General features: G+C 38.0%; 25 protein-coding genes and 1 other annotated feature. Of the genes, 12 read left to right on the forward strand and 13 right to left on the reverse strand.

Features of this window, described 5'->3' with window-relative positions; all coding sequences use genetic code 11:
- The first annotated feature begins 14 nt into the window (after positions 1 to 14).
- The gene (gene rnhC / locus AN957_RS20535) at positions 15 to 953 is read left to right on the forward strand and encodes a ribonuclease HIII (protein WP_053477235.1); all 939 of its coding nucleotides are present in this window, start codon (positions 15 to 17) and stop codon (positions 951 to 953) included.
- Between the two features lie 136 nt (positions 954 to 1,089).
- Here the strand turns inward: rnhC and AN957_RS20540 are convergent, their stop codons facing one another.
- Genes AN957_RS20540 through AN957_RS20550 form a run of 3 tightly spaced genes read right to left on the reverse strand, consistent with a single transcriptional unit; the run spans position 1,090 to position 4,900 of the window.
- Positions 1,090 to 1,629, reverse strand: coding sequence for a 4Fe-4S dicluster domain-containing protein (locus tag AN957_RS20540; protein WP_053477236.1), 540 nt, complete (start codon positions 1,627 to 1,629; stop codon positions 1,090 to 1,092).
- Positions 1,622 to 3,646, reverse strand: coding sequence for a molybdopterin-dependent oxidoreductase (locus tag AN957_RS20545; protein ID WP_053477237.1), 2,025 nt, complete (start codon positions 3,644 to 3,646; stop codon positions 1,622 to 1,624). Before AN957_RS20545 ends, AN957_RS20540 begins: the two co-directional genes overlap by 8 nt.
- Before the next feature lie 30 nt (positions 3,647 to 3,676).
- On the reverse strand, positions 3,677 to 4,900 hold the full coding sequence (locus tag AN957_RS20550; RefSeq protein WP_172797663.1) for a PucR family transcriptional regulator: 1,224 nt from the start codon (positions 4,898 to 4,900) through the stop codon (positions 3,677 to 3,679).
- A gap of 222 nt (positions 4,901 to 5,122) precedes the next feature.
- Here AN957_RS20550 and AN957_RS20555 point away from each other — a divergent pair, with 222 nt between their 5' ends.
- The 7 genes from AN957_RS20555 (at position 5,123) to AN957_RS20585 (ending at position 12,396) form a co-directional block, all read left to right on the forward strand.
- Positions 5,123 to 6,445 carry a radical SAM protein gene (locus tag AN957_RS20555; RefSeq protein WP_053477239.1) on the forward strand — a complete coding sequence of 441 codons (1,323 nt, stop codon included), beginning with the start codon at positions 5,123 to 5,125 and terminating at the stop codon, positions 6,443 to 6,445.
- Positions 6,446 to 6,466: 21 nt separating this feature from the next.
- The gene (locus tag AN957_RS20560) at positions 6,467 to 7,165 is read left to right on the forward strand and encodes a TorD/DmsD family molecular chaperone (RefSeq protein WP_053477240.1); all 699 of its coding nucleotides are present in this window, start codon (positions 6,467 to 6,469) and stop codon (positions 7,163 to 7,165) included.
- A gap of 15 nt (positions 7,166 to 7,180) precedes the next feature.
- The gene (locus AN957_RS20565) at positions 7,181 to 9,757 is read left to right on the forward strand and encodes a molybdopterin-dependent oxidoreductase (protein ID WP_056685933.1); all 2,577 of its coding nucleotides are present in this window, start codon (positions 7,181 to 7,183) and stop codon (positions 9,755 to 9,757) included.
- Positions 9,758 to 9,777: 20 nt separating this feature from the next.
- Positions 9,778 to 10,311 (forward strand): DMSO/selenate family reductase complex B subunit, encoded by a 534-nt coding sequence (locus tag AN957_RS20570; protein WP_056685936.1) that lies wholly within the window; start codon positions 9,778 to 9,780, stop codon positions 10,309 to 10,311.
- A 75-nt stretch (positions 10,312 to 10,386) separates the two neighbouring features.
- Positions 10,387 to 11,235 (forward strand): dimethyl sulfoxide reductase anchor subunit family protein, encoded by an 849-nt coding sequence (locus AN957_RS20575; protein WP_053477243.1) that lies wholly within the window; start codon positions 10,387 to 10,389, stop codon positions 11,233 to 11,235.
- A gap of 40 nt (positions 11,236 to 11,275) precedes the next feature.
- Positions 11,276 to 12,187, forward strand: coding sequence for a 4Fe-4S binding protein (locus AN957_RS20580; RefSeq protein WP_056685939.1), 912 nt, complete (start codon positions 11,276 to 11,278; stop codon positions 12,185 to 12,187).
- Between the two features lie 17 nt (positions 12,188 to 12,204).
- Positions 12,205 to 12,396: a twin-arginine translocase TatA/TatE family subunit gene (locus tag AN957_RS20585; protein ID WP_053477245.1), complete on the forward strand. Its 192-nt coding sequence runs from the start codon at positions 12,205 to 12,207 to the stop codon at positions 12,394 to 12,396.
- Positions 12,397 to 12,442: 46 nt separating this feature from the next.
- Here AN957_RS20585 and pheT read toward each other — a convergent pair whose 3' ends face one another.
- The 3 genes from pheT to AN957_RS20600 form a co-directional block, all read right to left on the reverse strand.
- On the reverse strand, positions 12,443 to 14,857 hold the full coding sequence (gene pheT, locus AN957_RS20590) for a phenylalanine--tRNA ligase subunit beta (protein ID WP_053477246.1): 2,415 nt from the start codon (positions 14,855 to 14,857) through the stop codon (positions 12,443 to 12,445).
- A 23-nt stretch (positions 14,858 to 14,880) separates the two neighbouring features.
- Entirely contained in the window at positions 14,881 to 15,918 is a 1,038-nt protein-coding gene (gene pheS, locus AN957_RS20595; RefSeq protein ID WP_056685942.1) for a phenylalanine--tRNA ligase subunit alpha, read from the reverse strand.
- A 53-nt stretch (positions 15,919 to 15,971) separates the two neighbouring features.
- Positions 15,972 to 16,273 (reverse strand) — a binding site (T-box leader).
- A 68-nt stretch (positions 16,274 to 16,341) separates the two neighbouring features.
- Complete coding sequence (locus AN957_RS20600) at positions 16,342 to 17,100, reverse strand: TrmH family RNA methyltransferase (protein WP_053477248.1); 759 nt, start codon at positions 17,098 to 17,100, stop codon at positions 16,342 to 16,344.
- A gap of 206 nt (positions 17,101 to 17,306) precedes the next feature.
- On the opposite strand from AN957_RS20600, the gene sspI reads away from it, so the two are divergent.
- A complete protein-coding gene (gene sspI, locus AN957_RS20605; protein ID WP_056685945.1) occupies positions 17,307 to 17,513 on the forward strand; it encodes a small acid-soluble spore protein SspI in 207 nt (68 codons plus the stop codon).
- Positions 17,514 to 18,377: 864 nt separating this feature from the next.
- On the opposite strand, the gene AN957_RS20610 is transcribed toward sspI, so the two are convergent.
- On the reverse strand, positions 18,378 to 19,463 hold the full coding sequence (locus AN957_RS20610; protein WP_053477250.1) for a M42 family metallopeptidase: 1,086 nt from the start codon (positions 19,461 to 19,463) through the stop codon (positions 18,378 to 18,380).
- A gap of 196 nt (positions 19,464 to 19,659) precedes the next feature.
- Between AN957_RS20610 and AN957_RS20615 the strand changes: the two genes are divergently transcribed.
- The 3 genes from AN957_RS20615 to AN957_RS20625 all read left to right on the forward strand — a co-directional run bounded on the left by AN957_RS20615 (position 19,660) and on the right by AN957_RS20625 (position 22,556).
- Entirely contained in the window at positions 19,660 to 20,229 is a 570-nt protein-coding gene (locus tag AN957_RS20615; protein WP_053477251.1) for a CotY/CotZ family spore coat protein, read from the forward strand.
- A 139-nt stretch (positions 20,230 to 20,368) separates the two neighbouring features.
- The gene (locus AN957_RS20620; RefSeq protein WP_231690105.1) at positions 20,369 to 21,121 is read left to right on the forward strand and encodes a CsxC family protein; all 753 of its coding nucleotides are present in this window, start codon (positions 20,369 to 20,371) and stop codon (positions 21,119 to 21,121) included.
- The gene (locus AN957_RS20625) at positions 21,105 to 22,556 is read left to right on the forward strand and encodes a hypothetical protein (RefSeq protein ID WP_053477252.1); all 1,452 of its coding nucleotides are present in this window, start codon (positions 21,105 to 21,107) and stop codon (positions 22,554 to 22,556) included. Before AN957_RS20620 ends, AN957_RS20625 begins: the two co-directional genes overlap by 17 nt.
- Before the next feature lie 75 nt (positions 22,557 to 22,631).
- On the opposite strand, the gene AN957_RS20630 is transcribed toward AN957_RS20625, so the two are convergent.
- From AN957_RS20630 to AN957_RS20655, 6 genes are all read right to left on the reverse strand, one after another.
- On the reverse strand, positions 22,632 to 23,471 hold the full coding sequence (locus AN957_RS20630) for a CsxC family protein (protein WP_075209199.1): 840 nt from the start codon (positions 23,469 to 23,471) through the stop codon (positions 22,632 to 22,634).
- 92 nt (positions 23,472 to 23,563) lie between these two features.
- On the reverse strand, positions 23,564 to 24,010 hold the full coding sequence (locus tag AN957_RS20635) for a hypothetical protein (protein WP_056685948.1): 447 nt from the start codon (positions 24,008 to 24,010) through the stop codon (positions 23,564 to 23,566).
- Positions 23,997 to 24,434: a nuclease-related domain-containing protein gene (locus AN957_RS20640; RefSeq protein ID WP_156341156.1), complete on the reverse strand. Its 438-nt coding sequence runs from the start codon at positions 24,432 to 24,434 to the stop codon at positions 23,997 to 23,999. Before AN957_RS20640 ends, AN957_RS20635 begins: the two co-directional genes overlap by 14 nt.
- Before the next feature lie 236 nt (positions 24,435 to 24,670).
- Entirely contained in the window at positions 24,671 to 25,279 is a 609-nt protein-coding gene (locus tag AN957_RS20645) for an ABC-2 transporter permease (protein WP_053477255.1), read from the reverse strand.
- Positions 25,260 to 26,141 (reverse strand): ABC transporter ATP-binding protein, encoded by an 882-nt coding sequence (locus AN957_RS20650; protein ID WP_053477256.1) that lies wholly within the window; start codon positions 26,139 to 26,141, stop codon positions 25,260 to 25,262. The genes AN957_RS20645 and AN957_RS20650 overlap by 20 nt, the downstream gene beginning before the upstream one ends.
- Complete coding sequence (locus tag AN957_RS20655; RefSeq protein ID WP_053477257.1) at positions 26,141 to 26,518, reverse strand: GntR family transcriptional regulator; 378 nt, start codon at positions 26,516 to 26,518, stop codon at positions 26,141 to 26,143. Before AN957_RS20655 ends, AN957_RS20650 begins: the two co-directional genes overlap by 1 nt.
- Between the last annotated feature and the right edge of the window lie 9 nt (positions 26,519 to 26,527).

Below are 26,527 nucleotides of genomic sequence, written 5' to 3' on the forward strand. Positions count from 1 at the left end.
AAAAGGTGAAAGCTATGGGAAATACTGTTTTAGTAAAAAAAATGAATGAAATAGATGAAATGAAACGATACTATCAATCCTATCTTATCGATAAACTCCCTCCTGGAAGTGTATTTGCTGCGAAAACACCCACTTGCGCAATCACAGCTTATAAATCAGGCAAGGTATTGTTTCAAGGCGGTGGCTGCGAAGTCGAAGCAGCCAAATGGGGGAAATCGATCTTATCAGAAAGCCCTGAGAAAAAGAAGAGCACCACAAGTACCTATCTGCCAGATCAATTTGAAACGCTTTCTGTTGTTGGCTCAGATGAAGTAGGTACGGGTGATTTCTTTGGACCCATTACAGTTGTTGCTGCGTATGTAAAAAAGGAACAGATTCCATTATTAAAAGAGTTAGGTGTGAAGGACTCTAAAAACCTGAAAGATGAACAAATCATCAGCATTGCGAAACAAATTAAAGATATTGTTCCACATAGCCTTTTAACCTTACATAATGAAAAATACAATAAGCTTCAGAAATCCGGCATGTCGCAAGGAAAAATGAAAGCACTCCTTCATAACCAAGCAATCGGACATGTGCTCGGAAAGATTGCACCCGAACAGCCTGATGCTATTTTAATTGACCAATTTGCTAAAAAGGAAATCTACTATCAGTATCTTAAAAATGAAAAAATCATCCAGAGGAACAATGTCTTTTTCAGCACAAAAGCAGAGAGTGTTCATCTCGCAGTTGCTGCCGCATCCATTTTAGCAAGATATGCATTTGTCAGGCATTTTGAAAATTTAAGCAAGGTAGCTGGGTTTACACTAACAAAAGGTGCTGGTTCGAAAGTGGATGAAGCAGCTGCCAGGCTGATTCACGAAAAAGGAAAGGACTCTTTACCGACATTTGTTAAGCTGCATTTTGCAAATACGGAGAAGGCAATGAACATATATAGGAAAAAGTACAGTTAAATAGGCAGCCATGAAAAATAGAAATAAAATCCTACTGAATTCTTTGCAAATGCAGAAATAGCCATTCGATTTTAAGCATCAACATACAAAGAATAAATGAAAATGCGACTGGGAGCTCGCATTTTCATTTATTAGCTTATTTTAAGAAATATCTATTTCTCTCCTTTGCAGGATAAAAAGCAATCGAAGGATTTGTTAATCGAGTATCCGGGAAACCTGGAATTGTACCGACCATTTTCTTATCACAAAATGTATTTAAATCAACAAACGTTAACGCTTCTGTAGAACAGGATTCAACACATGCAGGAGGCAGCCCCCTATCTTGGCGAGGGTAACACATATGGCATTTACTTGCCTTCTGTGTTACTGGATCATACTGGGGTGCCCCATATGGACAAGCTTCAATACATAAACCACAGCCTGTGCAAAGATCGGAATTAATATGCACAATTCCATCCCCTCGTTTTGTGAAGGCATTCTCTGGGCAAACCCGAAAACATTCTGGACTGTTGCAATGATTACAGGAAACGGACAAGAAGGTATCATCTATAAGTCTAGAAACCTTTCGCCACCTCACTGTACTATCCGTCTGATTTTCATTTCTACAGGCAATTTCGCAAGCCATACAACCGAAACAAAGATCCACATTAAACACGAACCCCATTTGTTTAACCATTTTTCTCACGCCATTTCCGGATATTTACGCTGCTGTCATAAAAATTCATACTGGATTTCTCTTTGTTTTCCTGTGGCCTATGAACGATTAATCGATTGATAGGATTTTTCCCTGCTTGTTTTACTAAGATCACCTTTTGAGGGAGAAATCTGCTTATTCTAGCAATTGCTGCTATTTTTCCATTTTGATTGAATAATTCAACCTTATCCCCTTCCATAATCCCATTCTTTTCTGCTGCATATTCGGAAAGTTCAACAACTTCTTGCTCTGCAGCTTGATTCAGCCAAGGCATCGTCTCATATTGTGAATGAATCTTCAGTAAAGATTGCGGGGTTAGCAGTTGAAATGGATATGATTCTTCAACATCTGTCTTTCTCCTATTAATAAAATGTGTGGAAGTACCCTTGTTCCCTTGGGAAAAAAGACGGAATTTGAATGAACTTGAAGATGAATTAGATACTTCCTCTGTCCGTAACCGAGGACCTTCTAGTAAGTCATCAATGCACTCTACCGAATACAGCTTCTTTACTGATGGAGTTAATTCCATTCTAATCCAATCAATCGGTTCGCGTTCCGAAGGGAAATTAGAGAAGCCTGGAGAACGGTCATTCAGTTTTTTCATTAATTCTCTTGCGATTTGCAAATCACTTTTTGCTTCATAGTATGGAGGGATTGCCTTTTCATTTATGGACAACCAGTGGTGCCAATAACTAACATTTAAATCCATTTCTTCAAAATGACTTGCGGCTGGCAGGACGATATCAGACATCTCCGCAGATTTCGTCATAAATAAATCAACAGTGACAATTAATTCAAGTTCGTTCATTAATGATTCCCATGCCTGAAAATCCTGGTCTTGTGAAAGGGGATTACGCAAGGCAATCCATAATAACTTCAATGGTGGATCCACTAGCTTACTAGCATTTTCTGCAAAATTATTAATATCAATTTCTCTAGAATGTAGAACGATTGGATGTTCTGGTTCTTCATGGTTCAGGAGATTAACCGGAAAGTCATCTATCCCACTATGTGAATAGTAAACACACCTGTTCTCTTGTCCAGAATGACAACCCAACACGGCTAATGTGTTGATTGCACTAATATTTTTCCCCCCATTTACATTTCGTTGAATCCCAAAGCCAATCCAGGTCGCACAAGGTTCAGCCATTGAATATATGCTCACAAGTTCACATATCACATCAAGTGCTATTCCTGTTTGACGACAAACTTCATGTAAATCGACTTGTTCATTCACATATTGGTGAAATTCTTCCCAGTTCACTGTTTGATTTCGGACGAATTCTTGATCATACGACTCTGATTGAATAAGAAGCTTAGCAGCTCCAAGCGCAAGCCATCCATCTGTCCCTGGGTTGATTTGAATAAAGATATCAGCTGTTGCCGCTGTTCTTGTAAAAACAGGATCAATGACAATTAGTTTTGCCCCTTTTTGCCGTGCCTGTAAAATAAACTTCATTTGATGGACATTTGTAACAGCTGGGTTTGCTCCCCAAATAACAATTGCATTCATTTTCGCCATTTTTTCTGGCATCATGCTGTTCATTTGACCAAAAGACTTTCTCATGGCTTGCTCACCAGTTATTAAACATGGGTTTCCTATCGGTTTCGTATGTGGACCTATACTATTAAACATCCCCTCAACTGCATAATGAAGCAAACCGATATTACCGGAAAATTTATTATAGCCAGAAGCGAGATTGGATCCGTATCTTTTATTTAACTCTAAGATTTTGTCAGCAATGGTATCGTATGCCTCTTCCCATGATATTCTTTCCCAATTCCCTGAGCCCCTTGGCGTCTGTTTGATTGGATGTTTCAATCGATAAGGATTATATACATATTGGGTATAGGCATATCCCTTTGCACACAAACGCCCTTGATTATAGCCATGCTTCGCATCACCAGAAACCTTCATTAGTTTTCCGTCTTCAATGTACGATAGCATTCCACATGTTGAGAAACAATTACGAGGACAAGCATGTCTGTAAATTTCCATCAGCTTTTAGCACCTGCACTTTTTCTAAGGTTAAATTTTCCTGAGCTGTCTAATCTTAAAGGCGGCAGTGATATTTAATCTGACGTTCATATCATCTAGCTTCTTATCTAAAATTTCTTCGACCTTTTTAAAGCGATACCGCAATGTATTACGATGAAGAAACAGTGCTTCAGCCGTCTTTGTTAAGTCATATTGATTGGCCGCATAGAATTCGAGCGTATGCATTAGCTCGCCTCCATGAACTTGATCATATTTCTCCAATTTACCTAATGTGTGATCATAGTATTCTTTTACGTCTTGTAAATCGTGTTTATATAGAATTCGTTCCAGTCCTAACCCATTAAAAAATGGTGTATGAATATTCAATAATAACCCAACTTCGTATGCAACCTTTGCCTCTTGGTAGCTCTTATAAAGCTCCTCTGGATTTGTACTTTCCCTGCCAATCCCTGTGGCAATTCGAGTATTCATATCCATTATTTCGGCTTGGGTCATTACCCGCTGAATAAACTCTTTAATTACATACTCATTTTTGTCCATTTCTTCACCAGGTATCTGATAAATAACAACGATTTCTCCACGCTTTTTCATTGCTATTGGTTTTAGATTGCTTTCAATCAGTACTCTTTCAATTAGAAAAAACATAGAATCAATACGTTTCTGATCCTCTGAATAATAATCAAAATCTACTAATGAAAAAACAATAATTGTATGTGATTGGGTAAAATCCCATCCCCATATATTCCCATAGGAGATTATCTCATCTTTTTGCTTCATATTTCCGTAGAGCAAGTCATAGATAAAAGCTTCCTTAAACTGCTGCCGCTCCTGTTTCAATTCCAGCTTTTTTCGTAATTCGAGTGAACATAATGAAGATGCGTAAGCAATAATCGAATGAATTCGTGCGATTGTCTCATCAGATACCTCATCTATCTGAACAAATAAATAGCCCCTTAATCGACCATCCAATATGATTGCCGAACAAATTCCCTTTGTGGGGACACCATCAGATGTTAATTGACAATTGACGACTGCTGGTTTATCCCCAGTAATTTCTCTATATTGATTATCTATATAGTTAATTTCCACTTTATTCACGACTTGCTCAGTTGCCAACTGGTTAAATAAAGGATCCGTTATGATTACAGGAAACGACAAAAGACTCGCTAACTCTGCACAAATCCCCTTTAACCCTTTTTCTGAAGCGACAAGCAAATCATGTAAGTAATCCGGGACAAAGAAAGTATTTTCCACTAAATCCATTCCTTTCTGATCTTTACTGGGTCGCTCACCCTCATCATATATGAAGGTGCCATCAGGAACAATGGATGTCACAGGAACGTAAAAAACTCATTGTCCAACCGTACAAAAATAGACGGTTATCTTTGTGCATCGGTTATATATCTTAAGAAGGTGCGATTTTCTATAATAAAAGCAGGGTTGAAATGTGATTGTTTTCACAAAAGGAGTGAGAAAATGATAAAGAAAGTTACAAAAGATAGCATGTATATGATTAAAAACCAATCTTATTTACGATATGCTCAATTATTCACGAATATAGAGAGTGACACATTGGAAACTATTGAGTCCTTCGGTTTAAAACTTGAGCTGGCTCAACTGGCCAATGAAAGAGAAAGAACACTTACTAGATTAAAAGAGAAACGAGCACATTTCCGAAATAATAATAAAAGCATCTATATTAATCGAATATCAAGTGCCTGTGAAGCATGTCAAACAGGTACAGACAGCTATACAACCTTTGTTTCAATGAAATGCCACCGTAATTGCTATTTTTGTTTCAATGAAAATCAAGATAATTATATGCACTTTTTAGAAAACAAGAGAGATGCTCGGAATGAATTAGCAGAATTAATCGATGCAGGATACAAATTAAAGCACATCGCATTAACAGGAGGAGAACCTCTTTTATTTAAAAATGAAACGATCCAATTTTTCCAATTTGCAAAAGAAAAAGTACCTGAAGGCTATACAAGATTATATACGGCTGGTGACCTTTTAACTGAAGAGCTCCTGCAACAATTAGGAGATGCTGACTTAAATGAAATTCGCTTTAGCATAAAGATGGAGGATTCACCGCAGAAGCGAAAGCATATTTTAGGGAAAATCGAATTAGCAAAACGCTATATTCCTAATGTCTTAGTTGAAATGCCTGTCATTCCAGGAACATTGGATGAAATGAAAGAGCTGCTTATCGAATTAGATAAATTGGATATTTTCGGAATCAACTTACTAGAGTTCTGCTTCCCACTTAAAGACCCTAAGCCTTTTATCGATCGAGGATTCAAACTAAAAAACCCACCTTACGAAATGTATTATAACTACTGGTATGCAGGTGGATTAGCAATATCAATGAGTGAAGAACTATGTCTTGCGCTTACAGAGTTTGCGATTGAGCAAAAATTAAAGCTCGGTGTTCATTACTGTTCTCTTGAAAATAAATTCACGGGCCAAATCTATCAGCAAAACCATAATCAAGTGGTGGATAAAACGTATTCCTTTTCAAATCAAGATTATTTCTTTAAAACAGCTAAAGTTTTTGGAAAGGACAAGCAAAAAGTAATCGCCCTGCTCAAAAAAAACAAAATAATATTCGAATTCAATCAACAATACGACTTCATTCAGTTTCCTATTGAGGCCATCAAACAATTAGCGGGTATCAACATTGAAATTGCAATCGTTTCATGCATCATCGAATTCGATAATAAAGAAAGCATCATCCGCGAGGTCAGCATTGATTGGACAACACCCACTTTATTTCAATTAGGAGATGTAAGCTAAGTGCTTTTAGGAGGGATAGCAATGGAAGAAAGAGTAGCTCTAACAGAGTTAAATAATATTTTTCACGCAAGACGTTTTGCCTACGACATTTTACGAAGGTTTTTCGTTGAGGAGCCATCTAAAGAATATTTGAAACCATTTATTCAGAAAAACATGATCGATTTATTTCCATTTAAAGAGGATTCAGAAGAGATCCAAGAAGGATTGAACAAGATAAAGTCATACCTGTCCACTCATGATGTCCTTACTATTGAACATCATTATGATGACTTGCATTGGGATTATACAAGATTGTTTGTCGGACCTTTTGAATTGACAACACCTCCTTGGGAATCTTCTTATGTGAGGAAGGATCGGCTTTTATTTCAAGGAACAACAATGAATGTGCGAGGCTATTATGATAAATACGGTATTATTGTCAGTGATTTTAATATTGAAGCGGATGATCATATCGGACTTGAGCTTGATTTTATTTATCACCTCAATGAACGTTGTATAAAATTGGCTGAACAAAATGAAAGCAAAGGCTTAAGGCAATTGCTTCGGGATCAACAAAGATTTATCGATGACCATCTGCTTAAATTCGTACCTGAATTCAGTCGATTAGTCATGAAAGAAGCAAATACATCATTTTTCATTGGACTAGCACAAGTATTACATCATTATTTACTGATAGATTCAGAGGTTCTTCAAGAACTTATGACTATAGACACTTTATAAGAGGGGGCAAGTAGAATGCTTGATATCGTGAGTAAAATCAAAGAATTTAAAATGTCTAGAAGAGCATTTATCGGTTGGACCTCCGCAATTGCAGTAACAACAGCGATCCCAGTTAGCCGTGGGTTAGTTGCAAAAGCGGACAATAATATCGGGATAGCAGAAACAGATGATGAAGGCATCTGGAAAACAGCTGCATGCTGGCATAACTGTGGTGGCCGCTGTCTAAATAAGGTGCTCATTAAAGACGGGGTTGTGATTCGACAAAAAACGGATGATACGCATGAAGATAGTCCAGATTTCCCACAACAGCGTGGCTGTTTAAGAGGTCGCTCACAACGTCATCAAGTATTTAATGCAGATCGATTGAAATATCCAATGAAACGAAAGAATTGGGAGCCTGGCGGAGGCAAGAAGGAACTTCGCGGGAAAGATCAGTGGGTTCGACTCTCTTGGGATGAGGCGCTCGATATTGTCGCATCTGAGACAAAAAGAATTAAAGGAAAGTATGGCAATGAAGCCATCATGGTAACTGGTGGGGATGCAAATATAAGAAGTGCGATGTCAGCAATCGGTGGATTTAGTGCTTGTTATGGCAGCTCTTCATGGGGTGCTTGGCGATGGATATGGGAAAACATGGGGATTGGAGAAGGCCTAATTGTAAATGGAATCAACGACCGAATTGATTTAAGAAATTCCCAATTAATCGTCCTATGGGGCGCTAATCCAGCTTGGAGCTCTATGGGCAGTGTCACTTACAACTTTTTACAAGCAAAAAAGGCAGGTGCTCGATTCATTACAATTGACCCGATTTATACTGATTCTGCAAATGTATTTGATGCAGATTGGGTTCCCGTTAGACCAGGAACAGACGATGCATTAGCTTTCGGCATCATGTATACATTGCTTGATGAAGACAATCCTGCTACAAATCCATTGGTAAAATGGGATTTCTTAAATAAATATACAATCGGATTTGATGAAGCTCATATGCCAGAAGGAGCAGATCCAAAAGATAATTTTATGGACTATTTATTAGGAACCTATGACGGTCAACCAAAAACACCTGAATGGGCAGCGGAAATTTGTGGGGTAGAACCAAGTAAAATTCGTGAACTTGCCCGTGAAATCGGCGGCACAGAACGAGTTGCTTTATTAACAGCATGGGCGCCTGCTCGAATTGCTAATGGGGAAGGCTGGGTTCAAGCCTTTTCAACACTCGGAATGATGACCGGGCAAATGGGTGGTTCTGGAAAAATGACTGGGGTTAGCTGTTGGGAATATGCAGGGAATATGGGGCCATTCCTTTTAACCGCTGGTGGGAAAGGCCTACCTTCCATAACGAACCCTATTGACAATCAAATTAATGAAAATGAAATGTGGGATGCTGTATTAGATGGGAAATTCCTACAAAGATATGAAAAAGAAAGAAACGTAAACATCCAATTTATTTACCATAACTATGAGAATCATCTACAAACTCGAAGCAATATTGCAAAAGGGATAAAAGCCCATAGAGAAGTTGAATTTGTTGTCACAAATGCGTATGCATTAACAACAAATGCAAAGTATTCCGATATTGTGTTACCTGTTGCTACCCAATGGGAAACAGCTGGAGCAGTGAAAGGTGGAAACCGTGAAATCCTTATCAATTGGTCAAAAATCATTGAACCATTGTATGAATCAAAAACAGACCAAGAGATTGCAAAGGCTCTATTGAAAAAATTAGGAAAAGATCCGAAAGAAGTATTCCCGATTACAGAAGAACAGCAATACTTTAATCAACTTGCAGGTAGTATGGTGATGAAAGATAACGGGGTTGACTATGAACCATTATGTACCATTACTGCCCACGATATAAAGGAGTGGGGTGTTGAAGGAACACCACAAAAAGGGCGTATTCCACTTAAAGAGTTTGTTGATACAGGAATTTACCAAGTGCCAAGGAAGCCAGGCGATAATTTCGGCTTTATCGCGTATAAAGATTTTATCGACGATCCGGAAGCAAATCCAGTATCAAGTGAAAGTGGAAAATTTGAAATCTATTGTAAAGCTATAAATGAATTGTCTAAAACTGCATATTCCGAAATAGCCCCTATTCCAAAATATGAGGTAAAAGTACATGGCTATGAAGCGACTTTTGAAGATTGGGAATCAAAGAAAAAAGGAAAATATCCGTACCAAATGATCAATCCACATTATTTAAGACGCTCTCATAGTACGTTAGATAATGTGCCACAGCTGCGTGAGGCATGGCCTAACCCTGTTTACATTAGTAGAAAAGATGCGGACGAAAAAGGAATTAAGGATGGAGATAGCGTTCTTTTATCAAATGAATATGCGAAGTCTTTACGGCCTGCAGCAGTGGTCGAAACCATTATGCCTGGTGTCATTGGGCTTCCGCATGGAGCTTGGGTGGATATTGATGAAAAGACCGGGATTGATCGAGGCGGAGCTGATAATTTATTCGTCCCTCATATTCCAAAAGGACTGGGATCCTCTGGTTTCAATACAGCTCGTGTCAATTTTGAAAAATGGAAAGGCGAACCACTTGAAGAAGATGTGAAATGGGAACAGCGGATCATCAAATTTTAATTCAAAGGAGGTCATAAATTATGGCTCAAATGGGCTTTTATATAAATGTAGCTGAATGTGTGGGCTGCAAAACATGTACGGTAGCCTGTAAAGATAAAAATGATTTAGAAGTCGGAAGAAACTTCCGGAGAGTATATGACTTTCAAGAAGGGAGCTATCCTAAGCCGTCGATTTATCACGTTTCACTTTCTTGTAATCATTGTGATGAACCTGGGTGCATGCAAGGATGCCCAACTGGTGCAATGTTCAAGCGTGCTGAAGATGGCGTTGTCTTAGTCGACCATAATAAATGTGTAGGATGTCGCTACTGTGAGTGGAATTGTCCTTACGGTGCCCCACAATATTCTGAAGAGCTTGGAAAAATGACGAAATGTGATACTTGTATCGATTTACGTGAAAAAGGTGAAGATCCTGTATGTGTAAGTTCCTGTATAATGCGTGCGATTGAATTTGGTCCAATTGACGAGCTGCGGGCTAAATACGGAACAGTCAATGAAATGAAAGGGATGCCAAGTGCATCGATTACAAAACCAAATATTGTCATTCATTCGTAATTAAACATAGTTTATCACGGGGGCTTGCCCCCTTTTACTCAGATAAAGTAATTCAATAAAAGAGGAGGAAATCCCATGCATGAGTGGGCATTATTAATCTTTACAATTTGTGTTCAAACAGCAATTGGCGGAATGTTTATGCTATGGCTGTTTCAGCGTGAAATTAGCAAAGCTGGTAAGGAGGACTCCTTTGCCATTTTGAAGATACCACTTATCATTATTGCAGCATTATCATTAGTGGGCCTAATTGCATCTTTTGCGCATTTAGGAACACCGAGCAATGCCTTGAACACAATCAGAAACATTGGCACATCTTGGATGAGCCGTGAAATTCTTGTGACAGGCGTATTTATTGGCAGCGCTTGTATAACAGCTGGACTTACGATTGTTCAGAAAAAAGTCAACCCACTGCTGATGATTGCTACAGTTATCATCGGATTTGTTGATATTTTCTGTATGGCAATGATCTATTCCAATTCATTAGTAAGCGGATGGAATTCAATTAACACCTTCACTTCCTTTTATGGAACAGCCTTTATATTAGGAGCAGTTCTTGTTGCTAGCTTTACTGTACCTGCATTACGTGCCAAAAATATGGACGACACAGCAAAAAAGATTGTTCGATTATCGTTTTATTCTGCTTTATTCGGTATCGCCATTCAGCTAATAGGTGTTGCATTATTCCCTGCATCTTTAACAGATGTCAATATGATTGCGACTTCTGCTGCACATTCCTCTCTTGAGGCGTATCAGGGAACCATTGCATTAAGATGGGGAATTGAAATTCTCGGATTAATTTTATTAGGATATATGGCCCTGTCACCTGTAAAGAAAACATCTATTGCTATGGCGTTTGCGGCATTAATCGTCATTGGCTTCGCTGAAGGATTAAGTAGATATGTATTTTACGTACTGGGTTCATAGGTTTAAAGCAAACAAAAATAATTGAGAGGGAGTGGCTTTGATGGGATTATTAAACAGGTGGATTGAGAGTCTCGATTATGAATTTCGTGTTTTAGACGCCTGTTCCCGGCATCTAAGCCCACTCTCCACATGCAGTAAATGTTTCGATAGCTGTACGGAAGCTGCTATTACATTCGTAAGTGGCAAACCAATTATAAATCATGAAAAATGTACAGAATGCGGGGACTGTATCGTGGAATGTCCAGCTCAGGCGATTGAAGGCTTTCTTCCAAAAAGAATGATTCATCAAAATCAGCTTATTGCGACTGATGAACATCCCCCTTCTATTAGAGAGCTGCTCGTATTATATAAAAAGGGCGTAAAAACACTTATTTATGAACAAGAAGTAGTGAATACCGACTGGAAACAGGCTGTTTCGGAAGCGAACGACCGATTAAAGCAGCTTAATGAACCTCCCTTTTCCATTCAGAGAAAAAAAGGAGAAATAAAAGAAGAGAAATATACGCGGAGAGAAGTTTTCTCCATATGGAAAAAAGAAGCTCAATCAACAATGAAACAAATAGCACCTGCAAAATGGCGCTTTAACCACAGGGAATTAGATCTATCTATCTTTTACCCGAATGATCAATTTACGATTATATCGCTAGATACTAGCAAATGTACTACTTGCAAAGCTTGTCAAATGCTTTGTAAAAAGAATTGTTTGCAAATAACTGAAACAGATTTTACACTATCAGCTCAACGCTGCTCAGGATGCATGCTATGCCAAGATATCTGTCCTGAAAAGGCAATTACAGTTGAAGAGAAAATTCAGCCAGCAGTAAAGATTTCTCATTCACTTTATACAAAGGAATGTACCACTTGTAATAGCAAATATAAAACGTTGTCTATAAATAATGACAAATGTGTAATGTGCAAAAAGAGGGAATCATTTGGTACCTTTCTAAAATAAAAAAGGATGTGTGACTCATGCTATCAAATATTGGGATACCAGGTTTAATCATTGTTCTTGTCCTTGCTCTCATTATTTTCGGTCCTAAAAAGCTCCCAGAAATTGGACGAGCGATGGGACAATCTTTAAAAGAGTTCAAAAGATCTACGAAGGGGTTAATCGATGACAATGATGAAAGAGATCTAGAAAAGGAAATAAAAGAGACTTAAAAGTAATCGATATTAAAAGGGGATGCTAAGCAGCATCCCCTCATCCTTATCCTCTCAATACAGCTCCAGCCTTTTCTTTCACTGCATTTAATACTTTATCATGTGCTTTTACAACCTCTTCATCTGTTAACGTGCGTTCAGGATCAAAATATTTTAATGAGAAGGCAATTGATTTCTTGCCAGCCTCCATTCGCTCCCCTTCATACAAGTCAAACACTTGGACTTCCTTCAGTAAAGCTCCGCCAGCCTCTTTAATAATAGCATCCAATTCACCTGCAGCTTTTTCCTTATCGACAACTAGTGCAATATCACGTGTAATGGATGGGAAACGCGGAATTGTTACATAATGCAATGGTGATACTTCTGCCTCTAAAATCGCCTTAAGCGATAATTCAAACACATACGTTTCTTTTAAATCATATTCTTTTTCCACTGTTGGATGTGTTTGACCAACAAAACCAACAGATGTTCCTGACAAATAGATTTCTGCCGTTCTTCCAGGATGCAGACCATCCTTTTCAGATTGGCGGAATTCTACTGCGCTTGCAATCCCAAGCTTATCAAATAACCCTTCAAGGATTCCCTTAACAACAAAGAAATCTACAGGCTTCTTCTCTCCCTGCCATGGGTGAGTCTGCCATAAGCCAGTGACTGCACCAGCAAGATGCTCTCTTTCTTCAGGCAATTCATCTGATCCATTCGCTAAAAATACAGCACCTGTTTCATATAAAGCAAGGCTGTCATGCTGACGTGCCGCATTGTATTTTAACACTTCAAGCAGCTGTGGAATGATGCTTAGGCGAAGAATGCTCCGATCTTCACTCATCGGCATCGCTAATCTTACAGGCTCACGGTTTTCAAGCGCATATTGTGCTGCTTTCGCTTCGTTTGTTAAAGAGTACGTAACAGCTTGATAAAGCCCAGCCCCTTCAAGATAGCGGCGAACCATTCTCCGCCTGTTTTGGTATGGTGAAAGATGGCCTGGTGTAGCTGATCCGATTGGAAGCGTGGAAACAAGATTATCATAGCCATATAATCGGCCCACTTCTTCGATTAAGTCTTCTTCAATCGTAATATCCCCGCGTCGTGTTGGCACAGTTACAACGATCGTTCCATTGTCAGTCGCTGTTTCAAATTGCAGACGAGCAAATATATCCTCTACATCCTTCATCGTTAACCCTGTTCCAAGAACACGGTTAATTTTCTCTAAAGTTACGGAAACAACTGCTGGCTCAACTGTTAAGGAATCAGCTTCGACTGAACCTTCCAGTACTTCGCCACCTGCATATTCTGCAAGAAGCTGTGCCGCTCTCTCTGCAGCTGGTCTTACTCGATTAGGATCAACACCCTTTTCATAGCGTGCACTTGCTTCACTTCTTAATCCATGGTCTTTTGATGCTTTTCGAACAGGTGCCCCAATGAAATAAGCAGATTCTAAAAGAACAGTTGTTGTGTCTGCTTGAACCTCAGAATTTGCCCCACCCATTACACCTGCAAGGGCAACAGGAGTCTCGCCATTAGTAATAACTAAATGATCAGCAATTAACTTCCGCTTTGCCTCATCAAGAGTAACAATTTCCTCTCCATCCTTCGCTCTGCGCACAAGAATTTCTTTTGAGCCAAGACGGTCATAATCAAAAGCGTGAAGCGGCTGCCCATATTCAAGCAGGATGTAGTTTGTAATATCGACAACATTATTATGCGGGCGGATGCCTGCTGCCGTTAATCTTGCTTGCATCCATAGTGGAGAAGGACCAATTTTTACATTTTTAATCACTTTTGCCACATATAACGGGTTATCCTCTTTCGCATCAACAGTCACTTGAATATAATCAGCAGCTTTTTCTGTAGAAGTCTCAACTTGAGAAACAGTAAGCTTCACTTCTCTGCCCAAAATCGCAGCTACCTCATAAGCAACGCCGAGCATGCTTAAGCAATCTGCACGGTTCGGTGTTAAACCAAGCTCTAACACTTGATCATCACGATGTAATTGCTCGATTGCATTTAACCCTACTTCCACATCTTGAGGGAAGTTATAAATGCCTTCTGCAAATTCTTTTGCAACGAGCTTGCTTTCAAATCCTAATTCTTGCAGTGAACAAATCATCCCGTTTGACTCTTCTCCACGCAGCTTTGCTTTTTTAATTTTGAAATTGCCTGGCAGAACCGCTCCAACGGTTGCTACTGCTACTTTTTGACCCTTATCAACATTAGGTGCTCCACAGATGATTTGTACAGGTTCTTCTGCACCAATATCAACTAAACATTTATTTAATTTATCTGCATTTGGATGCTGCTCTCTTTCAAGAACATGACCAACGACAACGCCGCTGATTCCTTTATTAAGGGCTTCTACGCCTTCCACTTCAATTCCGCTCTTCGTAATTTTTTCCGCTAGTTCTTCAGGGGAAACGCCGGATAAGTCAACGTATTCCTGCAGCCATTTATATGATACGTACATAATAAATCCTCCTCTACCTTGTCTTATTCATGAATTGAAAATTGCTTTAAGAACCGAACATCATTTGTATAGAAATGACGAATATCATCTACACCGTATTTCAGCATGGCAATTCGTTCTGGTCCCATTCCGAATGCAAAGCCTGTGTATTTTTTCGAGTCGAATCCAGCCATCTCCAGAACATTCGGATGAACCATTCCTGCACCAAGAATTTCAATCCAGCCTGTTCCTTTACATACGCTGCAGCCTTTTCCTGAGCAAATTTTACAAGAAATATCCATTTCAACTGAAGGCTCAGTGAATGGGAAGAAGCTTGGGCGAAGACGAATTTCTCGATCCTCTCCGAACATTTTCTTTGCAAACACTTCAAGTGTCCCCTTTAAGTCAGTCATGCGGATATTTTCATCAACAACAAGTCCTTCAATCTGCATAAATTGATGGGAGTGTGTCGCATCATCATTATCGCGGCGGTACACTTTCCCAGGACAAATGATTTTCACAGGACCTTTTCCTTCATGCTTCTCCATTGTTCTTGCTTGAACAGGAGATGTATGAGTACGAAGTAGAATTTCTTCTGTAATATAGAATGAATCTTGCATATCACGTGCAGGGTGACCTTTTGGAAGGTTTAATGCTTCAAAGTTATAATAATCTTTTTCCACTTCAGGTCCTTCAGCTACGGTATAGCCCATTCCGATGAATAAATCTTCAATTTCTTCAATAATGCGTGTTAACGGGTGATGGTTCCCTGTTTTAATTGGACGGCCTGGCAGTGTGACGTCAATTTTCTCAAGCGCCAGCTTCTCCTGTACAGCTGCTTCTTCTAAATGCTTCTGCTTTTCTTCAATGCCGGCTGCAATGGCATCCCTTACTTCATTTGCAAGAGCACCCATTTTTGGACGTTCTTCAGCAGATAATTTCCCCATGCCTTTAAGTACTTCCGTAATTGGGCCCTTTTTTCCTAAATAGGAGACACGAATGTCATTCAATTCTTTTAAATCTGATGTCTGGCTAATTTTTTCCAACGCTTCCGTTTGCAATTCCTTTAAACGTTCTTGCATCTTACTTCCTCCTTCAATTTCTGTTTTTTGGCAAAATAAAAAACCTCTCCCAATAAAGGGACGAGGTTTTGGATTCGCGGTACCACCCTTTTTAACACAAAAGCAAAAAGCAAGCTTATGTATTCGCTTCATTCTCGATAACGGCGACAAGCCGGTACATCTTTACAATGGAATTCGGCAGTGGCTCTTTCAGCCTTGATGAGCTAGAAATCTAGCTCACATCCGTTTCCAATGGTCCCGATGTCAACTCTGGAGGTGAATGTTCCTTTGCAATCCCTTAAGAATGCTTTCAGTCTAGGCATTCTCTCCCTGAAAAGTTCTTTCGCAAGCTACTTTTCTCCGTCATTGTTTTATAAATATAATTTGCTGTTTATTATAGTATATTCTACGCATACTTTCAAACAGTTTCCGGCAAAATAATGCCTATTTTTTATTTCGTAAATGATAAAGCAGAATTCCAGTTGCAACAGCGACATTTAATGATTCGCTTTTTCCCAAAATCGGAATGTAAAGATTAGCAGTAGTTACAGCCAATAGCTCTTTATTTACACCGCTTCCTTCATTGCCGACGATTAATGCAAACATTTCGCTTTGATGTATATCTGTGTACTCTTTCGCATTTTCCAAAGCTGTACCATATATAGGGATTGCTGCCTCATTCAACTTCTTTACCCATTCAAAAAGATTGCCTCTGATTACTGGCAAATGAAAATGACTGCCTTGTGCGGAACGTAGAACTTTCGGATTGTAAATATCTACACTCCCCTCCCCAACAATAACAGCATCGATTCCCGCAGCATCAGCAGTTCTGATCATTGTCCCTAAGTTGCCCGGATCCTGAACGGCGTCAATTAATAATAGTTTTTTTCCATTAGCTGTTTCAGCATTCATTTCCTGCGGACGACATACCGCTACAATCCCTTGCGGAGCTTCCGTATCAGAAAGCTGCAGAATAATTTCATCGGTTACAACTGTTACAGAAATCGAACCATAATCCCAGCTTGGGGGCAGATCTTTATTTTCACTAATAATGATTTCAATAATTTGATCCCCTAAAAGCGCTTCTTCTACAAGGTGAAAGCCTTCCACTAAAAAAGTGCCGGTTTTATCCCGTTCCTTCTTCGTTAATAGCTTTTTCCATTGTTTTATTTGAGGATTTTTTGCTGAGTGAATATGCTTCAACACTCTTCCTCCTTTACAAATTTTCTTTGTCTAGCTACGGCTCCTAGCCACTCTGGCTATAAAGTAAAGAACAACCTTCCATCAGCTCGCCTTATGTTTGTCGGAGCTAAACAGCCGCCTCCACTTTTCTTCTTCTATCTTACATAATAAATCCCAAAATAGAAAACCATATTATTGAAATGACTATTTGAAAGGAGTATGAATAGATGAACTTGAACCTCCGCAATGCGATCATACACAATGTTACTGGCAATTCTCAGGATGAGTTAAAAGAGACAATCGTCGATGCTATTCAAAATGGAGAAGAAAAAATGCTTCCTGGATTAGGTGTTTTATTTGAAGTCATTTGGAAGAATTCCTCTGATCAGGACAAACAAGAGATGCTGGAAACGTTGGAAAGCGGGTTGAAATAAGAGAATGATCTAGGTTCTCTTTAAGTATGCCAAACAGTAGGTCATAAAGTGAGGGGGTACGAAATCACAATGGTTTTCGTGCCTTTCTTTATTTTCAGGTAAAGTCAAGGGTTATTGTATTCGGACTTAAGGCGGCTTCGGACTAGTTCGGCCATTTTAAGGGCTAACTTGTCCCCAACTTGAGGCTAATTCAGACTTCTTTTGTGCAATCAATAGCTAACCTGTCCGAACTTGAGGTTACTTCAGACTACTTATCCTTTATCAAGAGCTAACCTGTCTGAACCTGAGGTTACTTCAGACTTCTTATCCTTTATCAAGTACTAACCTGTCCGAACCTAAGGCTACTTCAGACTTCTTTTGCGCAATTAAAGGCTATCCTGTCCGAACTTGAGGTTACTTCAGACTTCTTTGCGTAATCAAGGGCTAGCTTGTCCGATTTTGAGGTTACTTCAGACTTCTTTTACGTAATCAAGGGCTAGCTTGTCCGATTTTGAGGTTACTTCAGACTTCTTTTGTCCAATCAAGGGATAACCTGTCCGAACCTGGGGCTACTTCAGACTTCTTTTACGTAATCAAGGGATAACTTGTCCGATTTTGAGGCTACTTCAGACTTCTTATCCTCTATCAAGAGCTAACCTGTCTGAACCTGAGGTTACTTCAGACTTCTTTTGCGCAATCAAGGGCTAACCGGTCCGAACTTGGGGCTACTTCAGACTTCTTTTGTGCAATCAAGAGCTAACTTGTCCGAACCTGGGGCTACTTCAGACTTCTTTCGGGCAATCAAGCATTAATCTGTCCGAACTTAAGAAATCCGACACACGAAAAAATAATACCCCGAGTTGATCGGGGTATCATTTTAGTTATTTAGTTAAACGTAATCTTATCCACTGTTTCTCTATCAAGTCGTTTAATTACTTCAGCAATGAGCTTAACTGCATTCTCATAATCATCACGGTGAAGCATTGCTGCGTGTGAATGGATATAGCGTGTTGCAATGGTAATGGAAAGAGCTGGTACTCCGTTATGGGTCAAATGGATCGCACCCGAATCTGTACCGCCTCCAGGAACCGAATCAAATTGGTATGGAATATTCAATTCATCTGCCGTATCAGTTACAAGGTCACGCAATCCTTTATGAGAAACCATAGATGCATCATAAAGAATAATTTGCGGGCCTTTTCCCATTTTGCTGAGGGCTTCTTTTTCAGTAATTCCAGGTGTATCCCCTGCAATCCCTACATCAACACCGAAAGCAATGTCCGGCTCGATTTTTTGTGCAGATGTACGTGCACCGCGGAGACCTACTTCTTCCTGAACGGTTCCCACTCCATAAACAACATTTGGATGATCTACATCTTTCAGTTCTTTTAACACATCAATGGCGATCGCACAGCCGATGCGGTTGTCCCATGCTTTTGCTAAAAGCATTTTCTCATTATTCATAACGGTAAATTCGAAATAAGGAACAACCATATCTCCTGGCTTTACTCCCCATCCTGTTGCTTCTTCACGGCTAGATGCACCGATATCAATAAACATATCTTTAATATCTACCGGTTTTTTACGGGCTTCTGGAGAGAGAATATGCGGAGGCTTTGAACCGATAACGCCTGTCACCTCTCCCTTGCTCGTTACGATAGTTACACGCTGAGCTAGCATCACTTGAGACCACCAGCCGCCTACTGTTTGAAAGCGGAGGAATCCTTTATCATCAATATTCGTGATCATGAAGCCCACTTCATCCAAGTGACCTGCTACCATAATTTTCGGTCCGTCTTCTTTTCCAATCTTTTTCGCAATTAAGCTGCCAAGCCCATCTGTTGTTACCTCATCTGCATATTGGCTTATGTATTTCTTCATGACCTCGCGCGGCTCGCGCTCATTGCCTGGAATCCCTTTTGCATCCGTTAATTCCTTTAGCATTGTTAACGTTGCATCTAATTTCGTCATTCCTTCGCCTCCCTTAATATATATTCTTTACCATTATACAAAACCGAAGACTTATTGTACAAAGATTCAATAAATACTGCGTGCTTGTCTTTAAAAATAACTATCTTAATTATCTACTCATTATGGACAAGAACTCAATCATTTTGGCATGTTAGCCGTATGCTAATCATGAATATTTTATTAAGGGGTGAAAGGTATGGATATATGTAAAAGGTGCAAAAATTCATATGAAAGAGAAAGCTATGAATATCTTTGGGATCATGACGAAGTCGACCACAAAGAGAATAACAAAAAGCCATGTAAAAATCATCATAAAGACAATGAAACCTGTGTGGAAGAAATATTACATGCGATACTCTTAGCACAGAGAAAAGCCGGGGATGACGATCATTGTAAACATTCATATGAAGTATATGAGGAAGGAAGAAAACGAAAGAAAAACACGATCCCTTTTATTCTTTATTGTGGCAATTGCAAACCTTTTAAAGCCACTGGAGTAACATCCTTTTCATCCTATTCAAAACAGAAAAAGTTTGCTTGTATTTCTTCGTTCATTTTCAAAATTAAAGATCTTGATGAAAAGTGTGTAACTCTTGAATTATTAATCATTAAATCTGATCAAAAATGTGAAAATAATGAACCAAAAACGCCATGTAATCAAATCGACGGCAAAAAGGTAGATGACTTAGTTAAAACCGGAATATTTATTAATATTGACCTCTCATGTTTGTGTGCGATCACTTGCTTGCCAGCAGTATATTTATAGATTTGTTGATTTAAGCCAAGCCCAATATTTATATTGGGCTTTCTTACTTTTATTAATTTCCAAAACCAATGGGAGTTAACCGAAACATAGACTAATTTCCTGCATAGGATGCATTAGTATGAATGGAGGAGGACCCCAAATGTCTGAAGAAAATAACATGAATGACTATCATTTAACCTTTAATAATAATAATGATGATGATTGCCACTGTCATGATCAACCTTTAATACTTACTAAAGTTCCGGTCGTATTAGCTGAGGTTGACGTACAAATACATTTAGATGCCTTAATCAAGTTTCCAGCACCCGTATTAGAAATTAAAGATATTAAAAAGAATGTAAAATTAACTCAATGCAGACTTCTACTACCAACAAACAAATTATTTGTAAAGGGATTTGTCCGTAAAAATATACAGTATGCAAGCCCATGCAAAAATAACATAGATTACAGAAAAAAGAACATTGCATCAGATATACTTTCACTCACTGTTGATATTCCTTTTCAATGTGTAACAGAAATAAAAGACTTTTTGTCAAAGCTCGACATGCCAGAAGTGAATATGCGCAATGAATTTGACTTTCTCGTATCTAGGCACCTGCCTAATGGATGTCCAGAAAATAAAGAATTACAAACAAATGATCTTTCCCAGTTTCATCAAGAAAGTACTCAATTTTATAATGAGCTTCCTTACTGTGAACTAGTCTCTAGCAATATTATTGAATGGGATGAAGCGATCGATCGATGCCCTCTCCCATATCACCTAGGAGAAGGAACTTTTACAAAAATAGAAGAAAAAATGGTTCTTGATCTCATTATTAAAGTACTGCAAAAACAACAAGTACAAATTTATCATTCTAAAGCACATGAAGATGATCATGATTGTGATTATTAAAGGAATGCAAGGCAAAAAAAAAGTGAGGAGGCATTGGAGAGGATGCTTATATAGGCAGCACCTTCCAGAAGTGATGAAAAAAATAAAAAATATCGATACTCATCGTAAATCTAATATTCATTCATATGGTTCAATCTATAGTAAAACTAACCAGCAAACCAGCTCTACTCCCTTAATATATCCTCCTCCGGTTATCAATAGAAATCAATTGGAGCATGCAAAAGCCGATTTTGAATACGAACATGAGCATTTATTGAACGAAGTGGAGGAAATCAGGGAGGAATTCATTGATCCCCCTGTACAAAGGAAGGAGAAAAAAACGTCTTTGCTGACTCCAACTTCACCAATGATCAGAGATACACGTTCGACATTTAGAGAGACTGCCAGAAGGAATGACGATGCAATACAACAGGAGAATAATGATCGCATAACGGATGATGCTTTGATCCAGGAATATACGGATAACAGCTATGAGGAACCTATAAACGAATTGATTTTTGGAAAACAGGATGAATCTTCTTCAATACAAAATAATGACTCTTCTAATATTAAAGAAGAGTCCCCTTTTTATTCATCATTACTGGAAGAAGCTAGTCCAGATGTGGAATTCATCCCGGATGAATCATCTTTTCATTTAGATCAGCTGCTAGAACCTCTACCAGAGCAAAAAGAACTTCCGACTATTCTCGAAAGGATTTCCTCCATGCTGAGTGAAGTACATACAGCAAAGGAACAATTTCCTTTCTTAGAAGAAGAAGAAAAAGTAGAGGAAGAGGAAGAAGAACGTTCTTCTTTACAGGATAGACCATATCTTTCATTAGAGGAGTCTTCCATCATTAGTGATGACACAAATGAATCTAGCCATTTTACACAGTACAAGAATACTTCGACCGTGAATACACCAAAAAAAATAGTAAAGTTCCCAGTTTTGCTTGCTAAAGTAGACATAAATACTGATATTTGGGATTCCTTCGATTTATTAAAGCCAACAGCCAATGTAACAAAAATTGAATGGTCCAGTCCATCTTTAGATTGTCACATCCTTTTTCCTTCAGATACTTTACTATTGAACGGAACATTAATGGCTAATATTGAATATGTAAAGGATGATCCTTCTCGCGATATTTGTGTCCTTAAGATTCCTTTCTTATGGAAAAAAACCGCAAACATTCATTGGATTTCCCCGCCAATTTTGCCTATTAAGAATCAAAGGGAATTTTTGTTTTCATGTCCTCTTGAAAATGAAATCAGCACCCATGAAACATGTGAACAAGTTTTTGCTGATGACATAGAGTTTGAACTGCGCAACACAAGTATTACTTGGCATAAGGAGCTTAGCTCAGAGAAAAAAACATCCTTTCTTCATATTAAAGGCAGCATCCAATTATCAATTGATCTCTTACAGAAACAGTATATAGACGTTCATTCATTATGAACTTTCCTGTAATCATTAAAATTAGAGAAAGGGGTGCTTCGATTATAGCACCCCTTCCCCTTCATTCATTGATCATTATTGACCTGTAATGTTTTTAAACTTTTCCCAAACATTTAATGGTGTTGCTTCATTTTGAATTGTATCCATAGTCTTTAAATCAGTCACTGCCGGTTCACAAAGATCTCCAGCAGCTCCATGAGCTCCTGCTCCATCGGCTACAATTTGCTGTTTTTGAGTCAATTTTAAAATTAGAATAACTTCCATCTTTTCTGTAATTTTATTGAATCGGCCCCATTGATCGAAATTGTGTAGAATATCCCATTGATTCACAGCTGATGCAAGCAATTTGCAATTAATTGGCTCAGTATTCACTTCAAAAGTTAATGAACCAAAATTGCAGCGATCTGCTCCCATTCCATCCTTAGCAAGCTGTCTTCTTTCAAGAACATTACTTTTCACGCTAAATTCACCGAAAGGAAAGGCAACAGGGTTAGCCAATTCTACTTGTTGAAAGCACTTAAATGGAACATTTACATTAAAGTCCCTTACGAATCCGCTGCAGCTATCGACAAATTGAATATTTTTGTGAACAAAACCTTCCACAAATAGCTTAACTAAAAGCGGGTTTCCAACAACTGGAAGAGCCTTGCATTGTGTTAATTTGACATTTTTTCTGATTTGTTTGATGTCTCTTGCGGGCACAGGAAGGTGTACATCTGCTTCAGATAATGTTTGAATTAATACATCTGCAAGAACAACCGTTTCTTCTATTGTGTCTGCCACTGCAAACTGATCAGCTTCACAAAATAAGGTCTTTGATTTAGCCTCTTGACATGCCGGCAGTGGTGGACACACTTCATGTTTACCATTTAGCTTAACACCTTGCCCACAACACCCATTATTAATTTTTCTCATTCATTCCACTCCTTATTAGATATTGTTTTTGCTTTTTGTTTCTCTATAACTTATGTCAATAAATAAAATTGGAGTGGACAAGTAACCTTAACTTATATTTTTTTTGAAAATTTTTTTATCCTTACGCTCATTCTTCTTATTTTTACATTTGTTTTTTCGATAAAAGATACAACGTGGATAGAAACGATTCCAGTAAACAGCAAAGGAATATTCACTTGATGGGTCTTCGGGAGATGTGAATGATTTATGACTACTGATTTTTCGGGGGTTATTAATTTCGGGCGATATGAATACTTCATGGCTACCGATTTTTCGGGGGCTACTAATTTCGGGTAGCATGAAAGCTCCATGGCTACCGATTTTTCATAAGCACCAAGGTCTGTAGCCAAAAAGGAATGGCAGGCTGCACAAGGAATTCCCTTTACTAACAGGTCATAACTATAATCAGGCAGTCTGTTGTATGGCGATTCTTTTAAATGGAGAGTGACTAATTTTTCAGTTAGCGTTAGCTGTCTTTCTTTAATTTCAAAAGTATTCATATTTAATGTGTTTGCAAATCGATTTAGCTGAGAGGGGAAAAATGGGAGTATTAAGAGGAGCTTGATATAAGTCAAATTCTGGGTTAATAAAAATAATCTTCGCTTCAGTCGAAGGTTTGTATCCAAGATCTTGAAGCAAACGGCGGAATAAGGATTCATTTCGACTCAACTGGTGTATGGGATTCTTGATTTCTGCCTTTGAAATGGGATACCATCTTTCCCCATTAAAATAAAAATCACCTTCATAATTTTTCACTTCGAAAAGGTAAATCACCTCTGGGGATATGATCAACAAATCGATTTGAAATACAGTATAATTGTATTCCAGTAACAAATCATGTAATACTAGCCAATCCTTCGATAAGTTCGTCTGTATCCATTCATCAAACATTTTTTCACCCAAAAAACCTTTTTCCAAATTCAAATAGTAATTCTTATCTTTTTCTGATAATGTCTTTCTTCTATTTAAATATCTAAGAAGCTTTAACTCTGCTGGTTCACATCAGGTTTTTACTAACACCTTAAACACCCTCGATTTTTAAATGATAACAACGAGAAAAAAAGAACCTCCATTTAATTTTAAGACTATTCATTAAATAAGCAAGCATTTTTAATAAAGAGGTACCCAAAATAAAAAGAGGAGCAGTTCCACAAGCTCCTCTAAAATACCTTTTTACTATAAATTCGGATCGAAAGCATCCATGAAAAACTGTAGAGAATCACTACTGGTAAAAACAGTAATAAATACTGCTGTGAATTGCTAAAGGATAGGACTGTTTGAACTGCTTCTCTTATTCTATCATTTATATCAGGTATAAATTTATTAGCAATAATCATATAAATAACAAATGAAACACCCATTGCGATCATTAAATACTGGCTCTTTAATAAGTAAGAAAATGGGAAAGATAGAGACACAAATATAGCAACAATACTAATAGTGAATAACAATTGTTTCCACTGTATTATTTCTCCATGAATAATCCAATTTCCAATAAAAATAGTCAAAAGAACTAGAATAATAAAAACGATAGCGCCAATGTATTTGGAACTGACAATTTCTTTTCGCGTATACGGCAAAGAATTTAATAAGAGATTGATTGAAGATTTTTCATCAAGTGCAAAAGCATTCATAATGATGGCAATGCAAAATATAATAGCTACATAGCTAGTAGAAGCACCTGTAAACAAATAGAAAAATAAAATGGGCAACAGAATCATTAACGTTTTTTTCTGTAATAAAATATCCTTAAGAACGAGATTGAACATCGTTTTCTCTTCCTTTCTTTGTATACAGCATAATATCTTCAAGTGTCGGTTTCTCTATAATGACCGTCTCTCCAAAAATATCTTCTGTTCTTTTTTTGTTAGTCGTTAATGCCTCAAATCCATGATTGGATTTTCGAATAGCGATGAATTCTTTCTCTGTATCACGATCTAATAGATTCGTTTCACCTTTCACAATCGCATATTCTTCTTCGATTTTATAATACTCCTTTGTAAAAATATGCTGCCCATTATGAATAAATGTGATGTAATCTGCTATTCTATCTAAATCTGTCGTAATATGCGTTGAAAAGAAGATGGTTCTTTCCCCATTCTGCATGAGATCATGAAGAATATCTAACAGTTCTCTCCGAAATATTGGATCTAATCCAGATGTCGGCTCATCCATAATAATCAATTCAGCATGGTGTGATAATGCCATTGTTAAAGAAGCCTTCATCATCATGCCTTTTGAAAAGGTTTTTATATTTTTCTTTAATGGCAATTCAAACATATCTACATACTGTTTAAAGATTGCATCGTCCCAGTTTTTATAAGCTGGTTTAATCATTTGTTTCATTTCAGCCAATGTAATATTTTCATAAAAAATATTGTCATCGAACACAAAGCCAATTCGTTGTTTTATTTCTTTTTCATGCTTTTTGTAATCCATGCCAAATAATGAAATCGTACCGCTATCCGGCTGCAATAAATTCATAATCATCTTTATTGTTGTTGACTTCCCGACTCCATTCCCACCAATAAAACCGGTAACAAAGCCTTTCTTAACTGAGATGGATAAATCTTTCATCTGGAATCCGTTAAAAGCCTTATTCACATGCTGTAGTTCAATTACATTCTCCATCATATTTCCTCCTTATATAACATCGTAAGCAGTTCTTTTAATTCTGTTAATTCTATACCTATTTCTTTACTATTTTGAATCGCAGCCACTAACTGTTCTTCTATTACTTTCATTTTCCGCTCCCGAATCAATTCATTATTTTGTTCAGATACGAACGAGCCTTTTCCAACTACCGAAAAGATAAAGCCGTTTTTTTCAAGCTCTTCATATGCTCGTTTTGTTGTTATGACACTTACATCTAAATCCTTGGCTAATTGGCGCATAGAAGGTAAAAACTGCCCAGCTTGCAATTCATTGGTCAAAATATGCTTCTTAATTTGTGCATAAATCTGCTCATAAATAGGTTCTTTTGAATGATTTGAAATGATGATTTGCATGCAAAACCC

It is taken from the genome of Cytobacillus solani (assembly GCF_001420595.1).
GTDB lineage: Bacteria > Bacillota > Bacilli > Bacillales > Cytobacillaceae > Cytobacillus > Cytobacillus solani.

Coding starts and splice junctions, on each gene's coding strand:
- pheS (WP_056685942.1), bottom strand. CDS start 15,918: ATGCAAGAACGTTTAAAGGAATTGCAAACGGAAGCGTTGGAAAAAATT.
- AN957_RS20615 (WP_053477251.1), top strand. CDS start 19,660: ATGGATATATGTAAAAGGTGCAAAAATTCATATGAAAGAGAAAGCTAT.
- AN957_RS20555 (WP_053477239.1), top strand. CDS start 5,123: ATGATAAAGAAAGTTACAAAAGATAGCATGTATATGATTAAAAACCAA.
- AN957_RS20585 (WP_053477245.1), top strand. CDS start 12,205: ATGCTATCAAATATTGGGATACCAGGTTTAATCATTGTTCTTGTCCTT.
- pheT (WP_053477246.1), bottom strand. CDS start 14,857: ATGTACGTATCATATAAATGGCTGCAGGAATACGTTGACTTATCCGGC.
- AN957_RS20560 (WP_053477240.1), top strand. CDS start 6,467: ATGGAAGAAAGAGTAGCTCTAACAGAGTTAAATAATATTTTTCACGCA.
- AN957_RS20625 (WP_053477252.1), top strand. CDS start 21,105: ATGATTGTGATTATTAAAGGAATGCAAGGCAAAAAAAAAGTGAGGAGG.
- AN957_RS20570 (WP_056685936.1), top strand. CDS start 9,778: ATGGCTCAAATGGGCTTTTATATAAATGTAGCTGAATGTGTGGGCTGC.
- AN957_RS20650 (WP_053477256.1), bottom strand. CDS start 26,141: ATGGAGAATGTAATTGAACTACAGCATGTGAATAAGGCTTTTAACGGA.
- AN957_RS20645 (WP_053477255.1), bottom strand. CDS start 25,279: ATGTTCAATCTCGTTCTTAAGGATATTTTATTACAGAAAAAAACGTTA.
- AN957_RS20655 (WP_053477257.1), bottom strand. CDS start 26,518: ATGCAAATCATCATTTCAAATCATTCAAAAGAACCTATTTATGAGCAG.
- AN957_RS20610 (WP_053477250.1), bottom strand. CDS start 19,463: ATGACGAAATTAGATGCAACGTTAACAATGCTAAAGGAATTAACGGAT.
- rnhC (WP_053477235.1), top strand. CDS start 15: ATGGGAAATACTGTTTTAGTAAAAAAAATGAATGAAATAGATGAAATG.
- AN957_RS20635 (WP_056685948.1), bottom strand. CDS start 24,010: ATGAATACTTTTGAAATTAAAGAAAGACAGCTAACGCTAACTGAAAAA.
- sspI (WP_056685945.1), top strand. CDS start 17,307: ATGAACTTGAACCTCCGCAATGCGATCATACACAATGTTACTGGCAAT.
- AN957_RS20565 (WP_056685933.1), top strand. CDS start 7,181: ATGCTTGATATCGTGAGTAAAATCAAAGAATTTAAAATGTCTAGAAGA.
- AN957_RS20580 (WP_056685939.1), top strand. CDS start 11,276: ATGGGATTATTAAACAGGTGGATTGAGAGTCTCGATTATGAATTTCGT.
- AN957_RS20575 (WP_053477243.1), top strand. CDS start 10,387: ATGCATGAGTGGGCATTATTAATCTTTACAATTTGTGTTCAAACAGCA.
- AN957_RS20545 (WP_053477237.1), bottom strand. CDS start 3,646: ATGGAAATTTACAGACATGCTTGTCCTCGTAATTGTTTCTCAACATGT.
- AN957_RS20540 (WP_053477236.1), bottom strand. CDS start 1,629: ATGGTTAAACAAATGGGGTTCGTGTTTAATGTGGATCTTTGTTTCGGT.
- AN957_RS20620 (WP_231690105.1), top strand. CDS start 20,369: ATGTCTGAAGAAAATAACATGAATGACTATCATTTAACCTTTAATAAT.
- AN957_RS20630 (WP_075209199.1), bottom strand. CDS start 23,471: ATGAGAAAAATTAATAATGGGTGTTGTGGGCAAGGTGTTAAGCTAAAT.